The following is a 16,115-nucleotide window of genomic DNA, read 5'->3' as shown; positions in this document are numbered from 1 at the left end:
CCCCGCCATGCCCTGCCCGCCGGGGCCGCCGTGTGGGATACAGTAATACGGATGCACACCGGCGCTCAGTGCCGGCGACTGGTACACGGCGCCCTGCCCAAGCAGCCCGCTGTCCCAGCTGTCCGGGCCGGACGTGGCATCTGAGGTCGCTGTATGGGCCACCGAGCCGGTCCACACCCATTCCACGATGTCCCCCGCAGCAATCGTGATGCTCTGCGGGCTGAAGGCAAAGTCTTCCACGTTGACCGTGTGCACAGCGCTGCCGCCGGTGCTGGCCATTAGGTTGGTTATAGCGCAGGGGATGGTGCAGTCGGTCGTCGTCAGGCTGGCGGTGGCCACGCAGGCGCCGTCTTCCAAATCCGTAATCTGGATATCGTGCGGCTGCCCGTCGCCGGCTATTGGTATTTGTACTGTAGTTGTGCCACTCCCGCTGTAGCTGAACGTGCCTGCGCTGGCGCCGTCTACCTGCACCTCAAAGCCCAGGGCGCTGCCCCCTGCGTCTGATACGCTCAGGGTGGCTGTCACATTGCCGCCCGAACAACCGCCCGTCTCTTCCGCCGAGAGGCTCAGCTGGCAGGTTGGCGCGTTGCAGTCCGGCGTGGTCAATGTGGTGGAGGCGCTGCAGCTGTTGTCCGCAGCATCCCGCACCGTTATCGTATGCGTGCCGCCGTCGCCGGGGACCGGCACCGAGGTACTGTTCTGGCCGCTGCCATCGTAGGCGAAGGTACCCGACAGGGCCCCGTCCACCAGCACTTCGTAGCCGTCCACGCCCGTGCCGCTGGCACTGAAGCTCAGGTTCGCCTGCACCTGACCGTTCGTGCAGTCCGCCTGCACCGTGATGGTCCCCGCCATGCCCTGACCGCCGGGGCCGCCGTGTGGGATGCAGTAGTAAGGGTGCACACCGGCGCTAAGTGCCGGCGACTGGTACACGGCGCCCTGCCCAAGCAGCCCGCTGTCCCAGCTGTCGGGTCCGGAGGTGGCATCTGATGTTGCGGTGTGGGCCACCGAGCCAGTCCACACCCATTCCACGATGTCCCCCGCAGCAATAGTGATGCTCTGCGGGCTGAAGGCAAAGTCTTCCACGTTGACCGTGTGCACAGCGCTGCCGCCGGTGCTGGCCATTAGGTTGGTTATAGCGCAAGGGATGGTGCAGTCGGTCGTCGTCACACTTGTGCTTCCTGAACATGCTGAGTCAGCAACATCCTGAACCACAATTGTATGACTGGCTCCATCGCCAGGAACATCTACGATTAATGTTGTGATTCCACCAGTACCATAGGTAAAAGGCCCATTCGGCGCAGCAACGCCATCTATCAGCGCCTCAAAGCCATTAGCACCAGGATTGATCGCATTGACGGTGAGTTCGTAAGGTATCTGGTTGCCTGTAGTGCACCCGCCGTTCTGCTGTGCAGTGACCGATAGAGAACATGCCGGCGCTGCTCCACAGTTTGGTGCAAGGAAATTCCGGGAAATGGTACAGGAAGGATCCGCGACATCCTGTATTTCCACCACATGCTGTACCCCATCGCCCGGGAGGCTGATTGTTTGAGACTGGGCACCGGTACCTGAATAAGTAAACGGGCTGCCGGCTGCTGGCACTCCGTCGACTAAAAGTTGATATCCCTGGGGGTCTGCGACAGAGGTGCTAAATCCAACGGAGACCGTAAACTGTCCACCGGGCGGACAATTGCCAATAATTGTTCCTGCCATCCCTTGCCCGTTGGGCCCACCGTGGGGCAGGCAGTAGTAACCGTGCACACCAGGGTTTGTAATATTCACATCATAGGTTGACCCAAATCCAATTACACCGGAATTCCAGCTGTCCGGACCAGTTGTTGCATCTGAAGTCGTAGAGTGCCCGTCACCGACCCATTCAAACCGGACAATATCGCCAATTGCGATAGTGACGTTTTGAGGTGCAAAGAAATTATCACCTACATCAACGATATGAGTTGTCCCACCGGTAATATTGGCACTCATACTCGACAAAAAGCAGTCAGAAGTGCAATCTGGCACCGAAAACTCATAAGTAGCAGTACAGGTGCCTACGTCTTCGGATTGAACGGTTACTACGTGGGTAAGCCCGTCTCCCGCAACCGAAGCATTCACGGTAACAGGCGCATTATCATCAATATCAAAAGGGCTTCCGGGCAGCAGTACACCATCGACAGAAATATTGATATCCCTTGCTGCATCATAGGGATCAGATACGTTGATGGTAAGCGGTATTTCATTATTTGCATTGCAATCACCTACGCTTACGGATAGCTGGAGTACACAGGTTTCAATTTCAATACACAACTGATCGGTACAGCCGTTGGCCGTCTGTATCGTCAGGCAAACATCGTAATTATCGGGGTCCGGGAAAGAGTGAGTAGGGTTTTGCTGGGTGGAGCCTGAGCCATCGCCAAAGTCCCAGTCCCAGGCTATAATTGGATCCCCATTTGGAGCAGAAGACTGATCAATAAAATCAATCGTTAAGTCGGTAGGGCCAAAGGTGAAGTCGGCCATGCAATTTTGCGCAAAGCCGATTGAGGTAGTAATTAAGAATAGGAGTAGGGTGATCTGTGCATTCATGTTTAATGTATCTGGATTATAGTTCCGATTTAGGCTCTAACCTAATTGAAATCAGGTACATTTGCGTGCCCGACTACCCTGAACGGGAAAAAATGCCCACTGAACGGGAAGACGCCCGGGAATGTTCCTATTAGCAAACCTCGTGCAAAAGCCTGAAGAACCTACTAAAAATGCAAAACCCCACTGCTCAGCGCATAGCGTTATTTGTTGGCATAGGCCTGATGGCGCTCAAATTCCTCGCCTGGTGGATCACCAACTCCAATGCGATTTTAACCGATGCACTGGAGAGTATCATTAATGTGGTAGCCGCCAGTTTTGGGTTATACAGTATCTGGCTTTCCGCCATGCCACGGGACGAGAACCATCCTTACGGGCACGGAAAAATTGAATTCATCTCTGCCGGCTTTGAGGGCGCCCTAATCCTGTTTGCCGGGCTAAGCATCATGGGCAAAGCCGGGTACAACCTGGTTTATCCACAACCAATTGGGCAACTGGACCTGGGTTTGATCCTGACTGCTGTTGCCGGGGCGATTAACTTTGGCCTGGGCTATTATCTGCAACGACTAGGGCGCAAACAGCACTCCCTTATCCTCACCGCAAGCGGGGCACACCTCAAATCAGACGCCTATTCCTCAGTAGGGTTGGTAGTTGGGCTGGGGTTAGTTATACTGACAGACCTGCCCTTGCTGGACAACATAATAGCTATTTTCTTTGGAGGAGTCATACTCTTTACGGGCTTCAAACTTGTGCGTACCTCCATAGCGGGTATTATGGACGAGGCTGACGATCACCTGATCCGGGAGATGGTACAGGCTCTGCAGGCCGAACGCCGCCGGCAGTGGATTGATGTGCATAACTTCCGAGTGATCAAATACGGAGCTACCCTCCATATCGACTGCCATATGACGCTGCCCTGGTACTTTACCACCCGGCAGAACTTCCAGGAAGTTAAAGCCTTTGAGCGACTGATGATGGCGCATACGGAGCGCCCGGTGGAGCTTTTTGTCCACATCGACCCCTGCGACCCTCCTGAAAATTGCCGGTTATGCCCTGTCAGAGACTGCCCGGAACGGAAGGCTCCTCAGGAAGAGCGGCTCGACTGGACCCTGGATAACATCAAGGAGAACCAAAAGCACCGAATTTAAATTATCTTTGCAGCAAAAATCTGCCCTTGCGACTGACCTCTTTCAAGCTGACGCAATTTAAGAACTACGATTTCCAGTCTGTGACTTGTGATGCCCCTTTGGTTTGCTTTATTGGCGCGAACGGTATGGGCAAAACCAATCTGCTTGATGCCATTTATTATCTCTGCATGGGCAAGAGTTATTTCAATGCGCCTGATAACCTCATTGCTAATCACGATAGCGATTTTTTTCGCCTGGAAGGGCAGTTCGAGGTCAATGGCTCACGGGAGCACATAGTAGCGAAAGTCATCCCCCGCAAGAAAAAAGAGCTCGAACGCAACCGCATCCCCTACCCCCGCCTCTCAGAGCACGTGGGCCTGCTACCGGTAGTCATGATCGCCCCTGATGATACATACCTGGTCAGTGAAGGCAGCGAGGCACGACGGAGTTTCCTCGACAATACGCTTTCGCAAATTGATCAGGGCTACCTGGGCCAACTCATCCTGTACAATAAGCTCCTTCAGCAGCGCAATGCCCTGCTCAAGCAATTTGGCGAAAGCCGAACCTACAATGCAGCGATGATAGAGGTGTACAACATGCAAATGCTGGAGCCCGCCAGGTTGCTACATGAAACCAGGGCCGGATTCATGGAACAGTTCCGCCCTATTCTCCAGGAAGCATACACTCAGATATCCGGCGCAGCAGAAACAGTAGACTGTACTTATCGCTCAAAACTGTCTGATACTTCCTTTGAGGCGCTGCTGAATGAAGCTGCCGAAAAAGACCGCCTGCTGCAACGCACCACTGTAGGCCCTCACCGTGATGACCTGGTGTTCACCATTTCAGGTTATCCGCTTAAGCGGTTTGCCTCACAGGGGCAGCTAAAATCCTTTGTCCTCTCTGTCAAGCTGGCGCAATACCAAATACTGGCGCATAAGAAAAAAACCTTCCCTATTCTTCTACTGGATGATATTTTCGATAAATTGGACCGGCAACGGGTACAGCATTTGCTCCACCTGCTGCAATCGCAAACCTTCGGGCAGGTCTTTATTACGGACACAGAGCAGGACCGGCTCGCAGGTATTATTCAACAAACGGGGCAGCACTTCCTGGTCTATGAAATTCAGGATGGGACCGTTAACCAAATAACTCCCTGATGGACAACCGTGGCAACAATCAGACGACTTTAAAGGAAGCCCTCAAAGCAATGCTTGAGCACTACAAGCTCAAGGGCAAGCTCAACCAGAGCCGCATAAGGCATCAGTGGGAAGAAATGATGGGGCCCTCTATTGCTAACTACACGAGAGACATCAAACTCTACCAGGGCAAGCTGTTCATTATTATTGATTCGGCACCGCTTCGGCAAGAGCTGTCGTATGGAAAAGAAAAAATCAAGCGGCTGCTGAATGAGCAGTTGGGCGAGGAAGCGATTCAGGAAGTCATTATCCGCTGATCATTACTGCCACCAATACAAAACCGCCCGGTAAATTAAGTTTCACCGGGCGGTTTTGATTTAGGATTTAAACCCGAGCCTTACGGGCGTACGGAGTTGCTATCCTCTTTGTCTTTCTTGGCATTCGAAGCACCGCTATTATTACGGCTCACCCCTTTCTTTTTGCCTTTAGTCTGTTCGGCCAGCTTCACTGCTTCGTAGGCATTGACGATACCGCCGGTTACGCTAAGGGTGGAGAAGGAAACCATATCTTCTTTGGAGCCCGGCTTCTTCACCTTCGTACGGTCCTTCACCGCTGACTGCATCAGGATACTTTTCACCTGTTCTGCGGTCAGGTCCGGATAGTAGGAACGGAGCATTGCCGCAACACCTGCCACTACCGGAGCCGCCATACTTGTACCTTGCAGGTCCTCGTAGCCGTTATCCGGCGTAGTGGAATAGATGGACATACCCGGTGCGAAAAGATCCACATACTCAGGGCTGTAGTTGGAGAATGGAGCGGCGAGGACTTCTCCCGTTTTCCAGTTGAGGGCACCCACTTCGATCCAGTTATCGGCGTACTTTGAACCGAAAAGGTTCAGGAAGCCACGCTTCTCAAAACGGTCTGTTGGGAAGTTATTTTCGTTGGTCACTTCCTTACCATCATTGCCGGCTGCATGAACGAGGAGCACATCGTTCTTGAGGGCATAGCGTACCGCCTCGTCTACGACGTCCTTACGTGGAGAAGCGCCCTTGCCAAAGCTCATGTTGATGACGGAGGCACCATTGTCAACCGCATAAACGATAGCTGCTGCCACGTCTTTATCGCGCTCATCTCCGTCAGGTACAGTACGGATAGACATGATCTTGACGTTATTGGCTACGCCCTTCATACCCAGGTCATTATCACGCTCTGCAGCGATAATGCCGGCTACGTGCGTACCGTGAAGTGCATCCGGGCCACGGACATCACCGTTGCCATAATCACGGTCATAAGGATCCTCATAGTTATCGGCGATTAACGGGCGGGGATTGAAGTCCGGGTTGTAGTGGTATTCGTACTGTCCCTGCAGGTATTCAGCATAACCGTTCAGATCTTTTTTGATTTCCTCAAAAGTCTGTCCCTTCGCCATGAGCGATTTGGCGATTTGCACCGCATAGCCCACCATTGGATCAGAAGTGTCCAGCCCATCCAGGTCTTCGGCGGAAATTTCTTTCTTGCCAACTTCCTTTTCGAGCTTATCCAGGGCTTCAGCGATCGCAGCGTAAGTCCCGGCATTCTCTTCCAGGCTCTTCTGCTTGTCCTCTACAACTTTCTTGTACTCCTCATACTTGGCAAAGAGGGCTTTTTCCTTTTTGGAGAGGTCTTCGGGGTCTTTGCCCTCAAACATCTCTCCATATTTTTTGTACAGACGGGTTACTTCCAGGTTATCGTGCTCAATGTTTTCGCCGCTTTTGTTGCCCAGGAAATTCCAGCCGTGGATATCGTCTACGTATCCGTTGTTATCATCATCTTTTCCATTGCCGGGAATCTCATCGACATTAACCCACATCACATCATCGAGGTCTTCGTGCTCGTAGTCCACACCGGAATCAATGACGGCCACAACGACTTCCTGTCCTTTTTTGCCTTTGAGCAATTCCTGATAGGCTTTTTCTGTGCTTACGCCCGGCACTCCTTCGGATGGGTCCAGGTTAAACCAGTTTTCCGGCGCTTTGTCCTGCGCTGTAAGGGCTACCGCACCCATCAAAAACAGGTAGAGCCCGATCCATTTCTTGTTCAACATCTATTCGCTTGTTTAATAATTTTAATCAATCAGCTTGTACTTGCAAAAGTAGCATTGTTCACCTGCAAAACAGGGTAAAAAATTGCCATTTTAGCGGTCAGCCAATAATTCTGCAAAGGTAGGATTTCTGGTGAATTTCTCATTTTCTAAACGGGCTAAACCCCAAAATGGGTGAATTGGGGATCTGATTTTTGGGGTTTTAACCTGGCTTTAACCAAAAAGCAGTATTTTCCGCCGCTGTATGAAGTGGATAAAACTGTATTTCCGGTTAGTGCTGCGATATCTGCAGTATTTTCTCAGCGCGCGTACCCGTTACGATGTGCATGCGCCATTTGCCTATGAGCTGGCGGAGCATGTCCTGGAAGACAATCGGCGCTTCTATGCTTTCCAGGACATTGAATTGCTGCGCCGCGGGCTGTTGAAGAATCAGGATTCGGTCCAAATCCAGGATCATGGTGCAGGCTCTTTGGTGAGTTCCGGTTCTGTGCGGCAGGTCAGAAGCCTTGCACGCTACAGTGCCATCAGCCCGGGCTCCGGTGCCCTGTTATTCCGGCTGGTGCAGTTCATGAAGCCTCAAAAAATGCTTGAACTGGGCACTTCTCTCGGTTTATCCGCAGCCTATCAATCACTGGCAGCCCGCAATGCTGAGATGATCAGTATAGAAGGATGCCCACAAACCGCCGCCCTGGCCCGCCAAAATCTGGCCAAGCTGGATGTCCGAAATGTTACCCTTTTGGTCGGGATATTTGAGCAGCAACTCCCCCAGGCTTTGCAACAGCTGGAAAGCCTGGACTATCTTTTCATCGATGGGGACCACCGGAAAGGGGCAAGTTTAGCCTACTTTGAAACCTGCCTGCCTTATCTGCATGAGCATAGCGTGGTCGTCCTGGCTGACATCCACTGGTCCGATGGGATGGAATCAGCCTGGCAAATATTACAAAAGCACGAAAGGGTCCGCCTTTCAGTGGACTTATTTCATTTCGGGCTTTTGTTCTTTCGGCCTGAAATCAAGGTTAAATCCAGCCTCCCTCTGATAAAGGCTAAGTACAAACCCTGGCGTATGGGCTTCTTCCCGTCATCTGATCAGACGCACACTGCCTGAGTATTCCTTGACTAAGCCATCTAAAAACACGACTCTTGCCACATAAGTATACTGCCCTGTAGGCATGGGTTTTCCATTTTTGGTACCATCCCAGCCATCGCGGGAAGTCTGAGGCAGATAATCCTGCTTTTCATAAACCAGCCCGCCCCACCGGTCAAAAATCTGCAAGCTGGCAACAGATTGTACGTTAGGTACGCTGATAAATGGCCGGAAGGTATCATTGCGGCCGTCATTATTGGGGGAAAATGCCGTAGGCAGATAGACCCTGCGCACGTCTTCGAAGGCTATGACTATGGAGTCGGAAGCAGAGCAGCCACCTGCCTGCATGACTTCATACAGGACCGTCATACCATTCAAAGGAAAGAATTGAATGGTACGGCAGTCCGCATCCTGGCAATCATAGTCAATAGGAAGGCTCCATAATGCATTGTCTACAGACTGATTGACCTGAGCCTCCACAGCAGCAGCTTCTCCCAGGTCTACACTTTGCGGACCGAACAAGTCTACCACCAGCGGTAAAGGGCTGAGAACAGCAACGGTATCTTCCAAAGTGCACCCAAAGCGGTCTGTAATGCGCACTCGGAATTCGCCGGGGGATAGTCCCGAAAAGCTGCCATCCGGCCCGGGTATTGAGCCTTGTCCAATCAGTTCAATGGACACCGGGAAAAAAGCATTTTCCACTCCAGCTACAGTAACCATACCATCATCCGTATCAGTACAGGAGGTCGTGTCCCCGATAATCGTTGCGGTAATCAGAGGGTCAGGTACCATTTCCAAATTTAGGGTCACGATGCTGTCACAACCAATCGAGGACTGCAGGGAGTCTGTATAGGTCCCCGTTTCGGTGAGCATTTCCTGGCTGAAGGTATAAGCCCCGCCCTGGCAAAGGGTATCCGAGATAGTAAAAAACTTGGGCTGTACATACACCACTTTAATATTGGAAATGATTCTGCATCTGGAGTTTTCCAGATTGCCGGGAGAGTTGGCCACCAAAAAACGATAATAGTAATAGCCGCCTGACAACTCCGTATGCATGATGGTCTCCGTATTGCCACCGGGCACGTCCTCCCAGGTTTGGCCCTCATCGTAGCTGATTTGCCATTTGACAGCCGGGTTATCGTATTGATCGCCGGCTACGGTTGCATTTAGAGGAATAGGGCTGCCATCTTCACAGATGTTTTCAATTTCTTCCGGAAGGATAAAAGCTTCAGGACCGCAGGGGCGAAATGCGATATTATCCAGCGCAAGGTCGTTGCCGATACCGCCAGGCGCATTATTCCGAAGGGTGAGCGTGACGGCGGTCTGTCCGGGCTCGGTAGTAAAAGTAAAGCCGTAGGTCTCCCAGGTTTCGTTTTGGGGCAGTGCACCTGTGGTGTACCGAACCTCACCGTCAATTAGGAATGACACATTCGGCCGGATGTGGTCCGTAACGGACGACCGGATCAAATTGATAACATCTGCAGAAAATTCATACAACGTATTTTCGCAGAGCCCGTCCACTTCTTGTTCGTAGAATACGCCTTCGTCAAAGCTCGCATTGACCACCATCATGTAGCCGTTGGGGTCGGCGCTGTTGTCCGTAATACCCAGCCAGGTGCCCCAAAGCCCGCTCCAGAGCGCCGTGTTATTGGTGATGGTGTAAAAGCCATCATTGGGAGGGGGGGAAGTGGAGTACAGATAACCGGGAGCAATGCCAGGATCAACGGGCAGGAAGTTAGCCGTTCCACTACCGAAGTCGCCGGCCTGAAAAATATTCTCGCCAAAGTTGCCCTCGCAGGTATCCTGGGCACTGAGCCGAAATATGCAGCTCAACATCATTAAGTACAACAGCAATTGGCGGCGGGCGCTCATAGGTTTCGATTTTAATTTCAGTGACTGAAGATAACGCATTTGATTAAAAATTAGCCATTCTCAAACCAGAGAACGGCGGGCACGCGACGGAAAATATCTCTATATTCGCCCAAAATGAAAGGATTATGATCGTAATAACCGGCGCAGCGGGCTTTATCGGTAGTTGCCTGGCGCGCCATCTCAACGACCTCGGCTACAACGACCTGGTTTTGGTGGATGATTTCAGCCGGGCAGATAAAAACCGGAACCTTGAAGGGAAGACATGGGCCGAAAAAATCCACCGCAATGACTTTCCGGGCTGGCTCTGGGAGAAGTACTATTTTGTGGATGCCATTTTCCACATCGGCGCCCGTACGGACACGACCGAGCAGAATTGGGACATTTTTCAGGAACTCAACCTGGACTATACCAAGACTCTCTGGGAGCTGTGTGCACAGCACCAAATCCCATTCATCTATGCCTCAAGTGCTGCCACTTACGGGCTGGGGGAACAAGGCTACGATGATCGCCACGACGTGGTCAACAGCCTCAAGCCACTCAACCCTTATGGTGATTCCAAGAATGAATTTGACAAATGGGCCTTGCAGCAAGAGGTACAGCCTCCACACTGGTACGGGCTGAAATTCTTCAACGTCTATGGCCCCAATGAATACCACAAAGGCAGAATGGCCTCCGTCATTTTCCACACCAGCCGCCAAATCAAGTCTACCGGGCAGATGAAGCTGTTCCGTTCGCACCGGGCTGACTACGAAGACGGGCAACAAAAGCGGGACTTTGTTTACGTAAAGGATGTGCTAAAGGTCATGTACTGGCTCTACGACCGCAAGCCGGAAAGCGGCCTATACAACCTGGGCACCGGACAAGCCCGGTCGTTCTGGGACTTAGCCGTCAACACTTTCAAGACACTGGGCCTGGAGCCTAAAATCAGCTTCATTGATACACCCGAGGATATTCGGGACACTTACCAGTACTTCACCGAAGCCAACATGGCAAAGCTTCGGCAGGCAGGCTACAAGGATGATTTCCACACCCTTGAAGCAGGTATTGAGGACTATCTCAGGGAATACTTATCGGAAGAAAAAATTTACTGATTATCTGGGCCTGGGGATGTTATTGAGCCCTGCATAATAAATAAGGTACCAACCATCCTCCAGCCGGGAGAAACGCCGCTCAATCTGAAGATTGTACTCCGGTTGTACCAGTTTTTCGATGATCAGGTCTTTGCTTACCGGGATCAGCTCCCGCTTGAAGTTGGAGCTTTCCAGGTTCAGGGGGTGTTGCAGTGTCCAGGTATCCGGTGTCCAGCGGTATAGACCCGAAGCAATCAGGGCGCTATCGGCTTCTCTGGGCAAACCGGGCAAAGGGAAGAGAATGCGCTCCATCTGAAAAGCAGAATCCTGGTGAAAGCGATCGTAAAACGCCGCAAACTCCTGATAGGGCCGCGCCTGACCCTCTTTTCCCGTTGAAGTATCGGCAGATTGATCGGTGCCGCAGGAAATACTGCCTATTGCCAACAGGACAAGAAGTAAGAATCGGTTCATAAGCTACATCTGATTTAAAAGGAGAACGAAGGTAGCCAAATTCTCATTTTGCTCAAGGGATGTTATTTTACTTGTCTGCCAGGCAATGCAGTACCGCCTGTGCAAGTGCCTCCTCATTAGGTGCGGAAGCCATTACAGGTTCCTTCCCGAAGCTGCGGCAGGCTGATGCCGTTGGGTTGCCGATTGCGACGAGTTGTTGCCCTGGCAGTATTTCATACCGGCTCAGATAAGCTTTTGCATTGAGGGGGCTGGTAAAAACGAGCACTTCCGGGCAACGAAGCGGAAAGTCCGCAGCTGGCCGGTTATCATAAACGATGATGCCTGTACTCTTAATGATGGAGCCCAGCTTTTTTTGTACGGATTGCCTGGAATGGCGCGCCTGAGGAAAAAGGACCCGTTGCCCATTTGCCACCTCCGCAAAGGCATCAGCCGTGGTTTCAGGCTCGCCAGTACCTGTAAAAGCTACTTGATAGCCCATATCTGTAATTGCCTGAGCGGTGGAGGGGCCAATACTGCCCAAACGCACCTCCGGAGACAAAGGGTGGGGCAAATTGCCCAGGAAAAATCGGACCGCACGCGGGCTGTAGAAGAACACCCAGTCTGCATCCGGCACCACGCCGAAAGGTACTGGTTTAAAGTGGATCAAAGACTGTCCTTCCACCCCTACACCATGTGCCTCCAGAATGAGCCGAAAAGCACTCTGAGCCTGAAGGTTACGGGAGATGTAGGCGGATCTGCGTTGTAGCTTCATGCCCGCAAAAATAGCCAATGATCAGCGAACGCGCCAACGGTCCGTTGAAATGACTGCAATGGGATAGTCTGCCCCAATTTGTAAATGGAGTTGATCCTGCTCATCCGAAGAAAGCAAATCGGGCTGATGTATCATTTCTGAAGGGACACCTGCCAGTTGGGGCAGCCACTTTTTGACGTATTCTCCCTTTGGGTCATATTTCATGGCCTGAGAGATGATATTGTAGTGTTTATCCTCTCTTGGATCAGCGCTGATACCTGCGGCATAGTTCCAGTTCATCCAGTTGCTGGTCACATCATAATCAATAAGGACAGACTCAAAATATTCCGCTCCCATTTGCCAGTTGACCATCAGGTCTTTGACCAGAAAGCTCGATACGTTTTTACGGCCCCGGTTGGACATGTAGCCTGTCGTGGCAATCTCTACCATATTTGCATCGATAAAAGGCACTCCGGTTGCTCCGTCTATCCAGCGTTGCAACAGCCGCTCATCATCACGCCAGCGTGGGTCTGCCATTTCACTAATCCCTTTCTTTTCAAATACTTTGAACCCATGCTTCTTCACCATTAAACGAAGGAAGTCACGCATGAGCAAGCTATGAAACAAGCTTTGTACAGACTCCGATGCTCCCCGCTGCTGCTCATAAGCCCTAAGGTGGTGGTAAACCATTTTGGGAGAAAGGCATCCCTGAGCCAGCCATGCTGAGAAACGGGAAGAATGGCCTGCTTTGCTTACGCCGCAATGAGTGTGCGCGTACTCCTGAACGGTTTCCTGTTCCCAAATATACCGATGAAGGTACTCAAGCCCTGCTTCTTCTCCGCCTTTCCAAACGAAACCCTCCCGGTCATTCGAAACAAAGGAGACATGCCCGAGGTCTTCAAGGGCAGGAATTTCACCTTCTTCGAGCTTGACCATAATAGGCGCCATCTCTTCCGGGGCAGGCAGTGGTTCACGTATGGGCACATAGCGCTCCACCTCCTTTCTGAACTGAGAAAAGCTATCGGGTGTATGGGTAATCGGGAATGGCAGGTCTGCGGTGTAATAGAGCATTTTGCCTCTTGAGAAACGAATTTCCTGACCGATCGTCCATAGTTTTTGTTCGAGGGTGTCCTGAACATAGACTTCATCCGGCGTGCGCTCCCGGTTACAAAACACCCAGTTGGTCTTGATTTTTTGGGCGAGTTCAAAAATTTCATCTTCCGGCTTGCCCACTCTTACAATCAGGTTGCTGCCAATCGCCTGAAGGGCATCCCGAAGATGTTGTACGCTTTCAATGATAAACTGCGCCCGGAATTTCCCGGTTTTTGGGAAACCGAAATGATCTGTTTTGCCGAGAAAAGTGCGTTCGTCGAATACATAGACAGGAATAACTTCATCCAGAGAGTTAATGGCATCATGAAGCGCTTCATTATCGTGTAGCCTCAAGTCTTGCCGGAACCATACAATGCCCCTTTTTGTGTACATAGGCCGTTGGAGGTTAATTGTTTCAAAAATCTTTGAAACCCAACACAAGAGCTAAATAATGGTTGTGAGATTTTGGTCATTTTGATCGTCATCTATCCGGATGAACCAATCTGCCTGCCCTTTCGTTGCAAGCATAGAAAGAGAACAGAACCGCATTCTGCAATGGACCAGCAACAAATAGAAAAGGAACTGAATTTTTTAACCTCCCGAAGCTCCGGCAGCGGTGGGCAGCACGTCAATAAAACGGAGACGAAGGTTGAAGCCCGTTTTAAGGTGGATGCCTCTTCTGCTCTTTCACCAGCTGAAAAGCGCAAAGTCCACAGCGCTCTGAGTAACCGCATCAGCAAGGAGGGCATTCTCGCTGTGAGTTCGGACAGCCGGCGATCCCAGGTACTCAACCGGGGCGCTGCCGTTAAGAAGCTGCTGCGGCTGGTTAAGAAAGCCCTGCGTGCCCGCAAGCGCCGAAAAGGGCCACAGCCTCTGAAAGCCAACCCTCAGAAGCGCCTCGAACGAAAGCGCCAACAATCTGAGAAGAAAGCCCTAAGGGGAAAAATTAAAATTTAACCTACTTTTGCGGCAGACTAAAAACATTCGCATGCGCTACGGATTATTTCTGATTGCATTCCTGGCTATCGCTAACCTATACGCCCAGGACAAACCCAATTACCGGATTTTTGACAAAAAAGGGAACCCGGCAACCTTTGAAGACCTCCTGAAGGATAGCCGAAAGTCTGACATCATTTTCTTCGGAGAGCTCCATAACAACCCTATCGCGCACTGGCTGCAGTATGAGCTGACGGCTTCCCTGCATTCGACAATAAAAGGTGATCTGGCACTCGGAGCAGAAATGTTTGAAGCGGACAACCAGTTGCTGCTCGATGAATACCTTTCCGGAACCATCAAGGAAAAGACCTTTGAGGAAGAAGCCCGGGTCTGGAATAACTATGCCACTGATTATAAGCCGTTAGTGGAATTCGCGAAAGCCAATAACTTATCCTTCACAGCCACCAACATCCCGCGGCGCTATGCAAGCCTGGTATTCAAAGGTGGTTTTGAAAGCCTGGATGATTTGCAGGAGGCTGCGAAAAGCTATGTCGCTCCCCTGCCTGTAAAGTATGATGCCAGCCTTCCTGGTTATCAGAAGATGGTAGAAATGATGGGCGGTCACGGTGGCGGCTCTGACAACTTCCCAAAGGCGCAGGCAATCAAGGATGCAACGATGGCTTACTTTATCAGTGAAAACCTGCCGGAAAAAGGAGTGTTTATTCATTATAACGGGTCCTACCATTCTGACAATTATGAAGGTATTGTATGGTACCTGCAAAACGACTACGCCCCTAAAGCCAAAATAACGACCATTACTACTGTGGAACAAAGCGATTTGTCCGCTATTGATGAAGAGCATGCAGGCAAAGCGGACTTCACCATTGTCGTTATTGATACGATGACCAAAACTTACTAAATATCTATGCCGTTAAGGTTGCTGCCCTTCTTACTCGTCGTTTTTGTCACATTAAGTTGTGAGCAGAAAGATACGTTGCCCATACTCAGCAAAGCCGAAAATGCAGATGGGCAAACGGTCTATAAAGCCATACCTGATTTCACCTTTATCAATCAAGATAGTCAGCTGGTAACGCCAGCTACTTTTGAAGGCAAGGCCTATATCGCTGATTTTTTCTTTACTTCCTGTCCGACGATATGCCCCATCATGAGCCAAAATATGCTTGGGCTTTATGAGGCTTACGCTGACGAACCGCGCCTGGCTTTTCTTTCGCATACCATTGACCCTGCCCGGGATACAGTAGCCATGCTGAAACACTACGCCACCAACCTTGGCGTGGAAGACCAGCGCTGGCATTTCGTTACCGGGCCCAAAGACAGCCTGTATGCTATTGCTGATGATTACTTCAATGTAGTAGTGGAAGACCCTACCCTTCCCGATGGTTTTGACCACAGCGGCAGGTTTGTTCTGATAGACCCCCGTGGCTACATCCGATCTTACTGCAACGGCACACAGCCAAATGAAGTCGAGGCTTTTAAAAAAGACATAGAAAACTTACTCCATGAAATGGAAAACCCCGATACTGCTCATTAGCCTTTTAAGCCTGTTGATATGGATTAGCTGCCGGGATGACCCCTACAAGCAGGGGCGGATTTTGTACCAGAATTTTTGCGCGAGCTGCCATATGGATGATGGCAGTGGCCTGCAAGGCGTGATGCCTCCTCTTGCAAATGCTGATTATGTAGCCGAAAACCAGGACCGGCTGGCCTGTATTATCCGCTACGGTATGGAAGGGCCTGTAGTCGTCAACGATACCACCTACAACCAACAAATGGCCGGCATTCCTCAACTTACTGACTTTGAGGTCACTAACATCATCAATTACATCAACCATTCCTGGGGCAATGACTACGGCTATATGCCCTATGCTGATGTTAAGGCAGCACTGGAAGAATGCAAGCCTTAAGTCACTAAAACTGTTTTT

15 protein-coding genes are annotated in these 16,115 nt (G+C 51.1%); 9 read left to right on the top strand and 6 right to left on the bottom strand.

What is annotated here, in order from left to right; translation table 11 throughout:
- Positions 1-2,577 (bottom strand): plastocyanin/azurin family copper-binding protein (locus IX84_RS31415; RefSeq protein WP_152605203.1); only part of this gene is annotated, 2,577 nt, incomplete at its 3' end.
- Positions 2,578-2,747: 170 nt separating this feature from the next.
- Between IX84_RS31415 and IX84_RS22910 the strand changes: the two genes are divergently transcribed.
- From IX84_RS22910 to IX84_RS22900, 3 genes are read left to right on the top strand one after another with little or no spacing between them, the layout of a single operon-like run.
- Positions 2,748-3,722 (top strand): cation diffusion facilitator family transporter, encoded by a 975-nt coding sequence (locus IX84_RS22910; RefSeq protein WP_044226306.1) that lies wholly within the window; start codon positions 2,748-2,750, stop codon positions 3,720-3,722.
- Between the two features lie 26 nt (positions 3,723-3,748).
- The gene (gene recF, locus IX84_RS22905) at positions 3,749-4,858 is read left to right on the top strand and encodes a DNA replication/repair protein RecF (protein WP_044226305.1); all 1,110 of its coding nucleotides are present in this window, start codon (positions 3,749-3,751) and stop codon (positions 4,856-4,858) included.
- Positions 4,858-5,154: a DUF721 domain-containing protein gene (locus tag IX84_RS22900; RefSeq protein WP_044226303.1), complete on the top strand. Its 297-nt coding sequence runs from the start codon at positions 4,858-4,860 to the stop codon at positions 5,152-5,154. Before recF ends, IX84_RS22900 begins: the two co-directional genes overlap by 1 nt.
- Positions 5,155-5,234: 80 nt before the next feature.
- On the opposite strand, the gene IX84_RS22895 is transcribed toward IX84_RS22900, so the two are convergent.
- The gene (locus IX84_RS22895) at positions 5,235-6,920 is read right to left on the bottom strand and encodes a S8 family serine peptidase (RefSeq protein ID WP_052516325.1); all 1,686 of its coding nucleotides are present in this window, start codon (positions 6,918-6,920) and stop codon (positions 5,235-5,237) included.
- A gap of 271 nt (positions 6,921-7,191) precedes the next feature.
- Here IX84_RS22895 and IX84_RS22890 point away from each other — a divergent pair, with 271 nt between their 5' ends.
- On the top strand, positions 7,192-8,022 hold the full coding sequence (locus tag IX84_RS22890; RefSeq protein ID WP_160213896.1) for an O-methyltransferase: 831 nt from the start codon (positions 7,192-7,194) through the stop codon (positions 8,020-8,022).
- Here IX84_RS22890 and IX84_RS22885 read toward each other — a convergent pair.
- Positions 7,996-9,873: a gliding motility-associated C-terminal domain-containing protein gene (locus IX84_RS22885; RefSeq protein WP_044226302.1), complete on the bottom strand. Its 1,878-nt coding sequence runs from the start codon at positions 9,871-9,873 to the stop codon at positions 7,996-7,998. The two genes, IX84_RS22890 and IX84_RS22885, sit on opposite strands and share 27 nt — an antisense overlap.
- Before the next feature lie 125 nt (positions 9,874-9,998).
- Between IX84_RS22885 and rfaD the strand changes: the two genes are divergently transcribed.
- Positions 9,999-10,964 (top strand): ADP-glyceromanno-heptose 6-epimerase, encoded by a 966-nt coding sequence (rfaD, locus tag IX84_RS22880; RefSeq protein ID WP_044226300.1) that lies wholly within the window; start codon positions 9,999-10,001, stop codon positions 10,962-10,964.
- On the opposite strand, the gene IX84_RS22875 is transcribed toward rfaD, so the two are convergent.
- The 3 genes from IX84_RS22875 to IX84_RS22865 all read right to left on the bottom strand — a co-directional run bounded on the left by IX84_RS22875 (position 10,965) and on the right by IX84_RS22865 (position 13,629).
- Complete coding sequence (locus IX84_RS22875) at positions 10,965-11,414, bottom strand: hypothetical protein (protein WP_044226298.1); 450 nt, start codon at positions 11,412-11,414, stop codon at positions 10,965-10,967.
- A gap of 67 nt (positions 11,415-11,481) precedes the next feature.
- On the bottom strand, positions 11,482-12,165 hold the full coding sequence (locus IX84_RS22870; protein ID WP_152605202.1) for a uroporphyrinogen-III synthase: 684 nt from the start codon (positions 12,163-12,165) through the stop codon (positions 11,482-11,484).
- 21 nt (positions 12,166-12,186) lie between these two features.
- Positions 12,187-13,629, bottom strand: coding sequence for a DASH family cryptochrome (locus IX84_RS22865; protein ID WP_044226293.1), 1,443 nt, complete (start codon positions 13,627-13,629; stop codon positions 12,187-12,189).
- Positions 13,630-13,791: 162 nt separating this feature from the next.
- Here IX84_RS22865 and arfB point away from each other — a divergent pair, with 162 nt between their 5' ends.
- Genes arfB through IX84_RS22845 form a run of 4 tightly spaced genes read left to right on the top strand, consistent with a single transcriptional unit; the run spans position 13,792 to position 16,097 of the window.
- Complete coding sequence (gene arfB / locus IX84_RS22860; protein ID WP_044226290.1) at positions 13,792-14,193, top strand: alternative ribosome rescue aminoacyl-tRNA hydrolase ArfB; 402 nt, start codon at positions 13,792-13,794, stop codon at positions 14,191-14,193.
- 31 nt (positions 14,194-14,224) lie between these two features.
- The gene (locus IX84_RS22855) at positions 14,225-15,091 is read left to right on the top strand and encodes a ChaN family lipoprotein (RefSeq protein WP_044226287.1); all 867 of its coding nucleotides are present in this window, start codon (positions 14,225-14,227) and stop codon (positions 15,089-15,091) included.
- Positions 15,092-15,097: 6 nt separating this feature from the next.
- Positions 15,098-15,724 carry an SCO family protein gene (locus IX84_RS22850; RefSeq protein ID WP_044226285.1) on the top strand — a complete coding sequence of 209 codons (627 nt, stop codon included), beginning with the start codon at positions 15,098-15,100 and terminating at the stop codon, positions 15,722-15,724.
- Positions 15,693-16,097, top strand: coding sequence for a c-type cytochrome (locus IX84_RS22845; RefSeq protein WP_052516323.1), 405 nt, complete (start codon positions 15,693-15,695; stop codon positions 16,095-16,097). Before IX84_RS22850 ends, IX84_RS22845 begins: the two co-directional genes overlap by 32 nt.
- The last annotated feature ends 18 nt before the right edge of the window (positions 16,098-16,115 follow it).

The organism is Phaeodactylibacter xiamenensis (assembly GCF_000759025.1).
Lineage (GTDB): Bacteria > Bacteroidota > Bacteroidia > Chitinophagales > Saprospiraceae > Phaeodactylibacter > Phaeodactylibacter xiamenensis.
This window is presented reverse-complemented; position numbering and strand designations above follow the sequence as displayed.

Coding starts and splice junctions, on each gene's coding strand:
- IX84_RS22910 (WP_044226306.1), top strand. CDS start 2,748: ATGCAAAACCCCACTGCTCAGCGCATAGCGTTATTTGTTGGCATAGGC.
- rfaD (WP_044226300.1), top strand. CDS start 9,999: ATGATCGTAATAACCGGCGCAGCGGGCTTTATCGGTAGTTGCCTGGCG.
- IX84_RS22850 (WP_044226285.1), top strand. CDS start 15,098: ATGCCGTTAAGGTTGCTGCCCTTCTTACTCGTCGTTTTTGTCACATTA.
- IX84_RS22885 (WP_044226302.1), bottom strand. CDS start 9,873: ATGAGCGCCCGCCGCCAATTGCTGTTGTACTTAATGATGTTGAGCTGC.
- arfB (WP_044226290.1), top strand. CDS start 13,792: ATGGACCAGCAACAAATAGAAAAGGAACTGAATTTTTTAACCTCCCGA.
- IX84_RS22845 (WP_052516323.1), top strand. CDS start 15,693: ATGAAATGGAAAACCCCGATACTGCTCATTAGCCTTTTAAGCCTGTTG.
- IX84_RS22865 (WP_044226293.1), bottom strand. CDS start 13,629: ATGTACACAAAAAGGGGCATTGTATGGTTCCGGCAAGACTTGAGGCTA.
- IX84_RS22855 (WP_044226287.1), top strand. CDS start 14,225: ATGCGCTACGGATTATTTCTGATTGCATTCCTGGCTATCGCTAACCTA.
- IX84_RS22870 (WP_152605202.1), bottom strand. CDS start 12,165: ATGAAGCTACAACGCAGATCCGCCTACATCTCCCGTAACCTTCAGGCT.
- IX84_RS22895 (WP_052516325.1), bottom strand. CDS start 6,920: ATGTTGAACAAGAAATGGATCGGGCTCTACCTGTTTTTGATGGGTGCG.
- IX84_RS22875 (WP_044226298.1), bottom strand. CDS start 11,414: ATGAACCGATTCTTACTTCTTGTCCTGTTGGCAATAGGCAGTATTTCC.
- IX84_RS22900 (WP_044226303.1), top strand. CDS start 4,858: ATGGACAACCGTGGCAACAATCAGACGACTTTAAAGGAAGCCCTCAAA.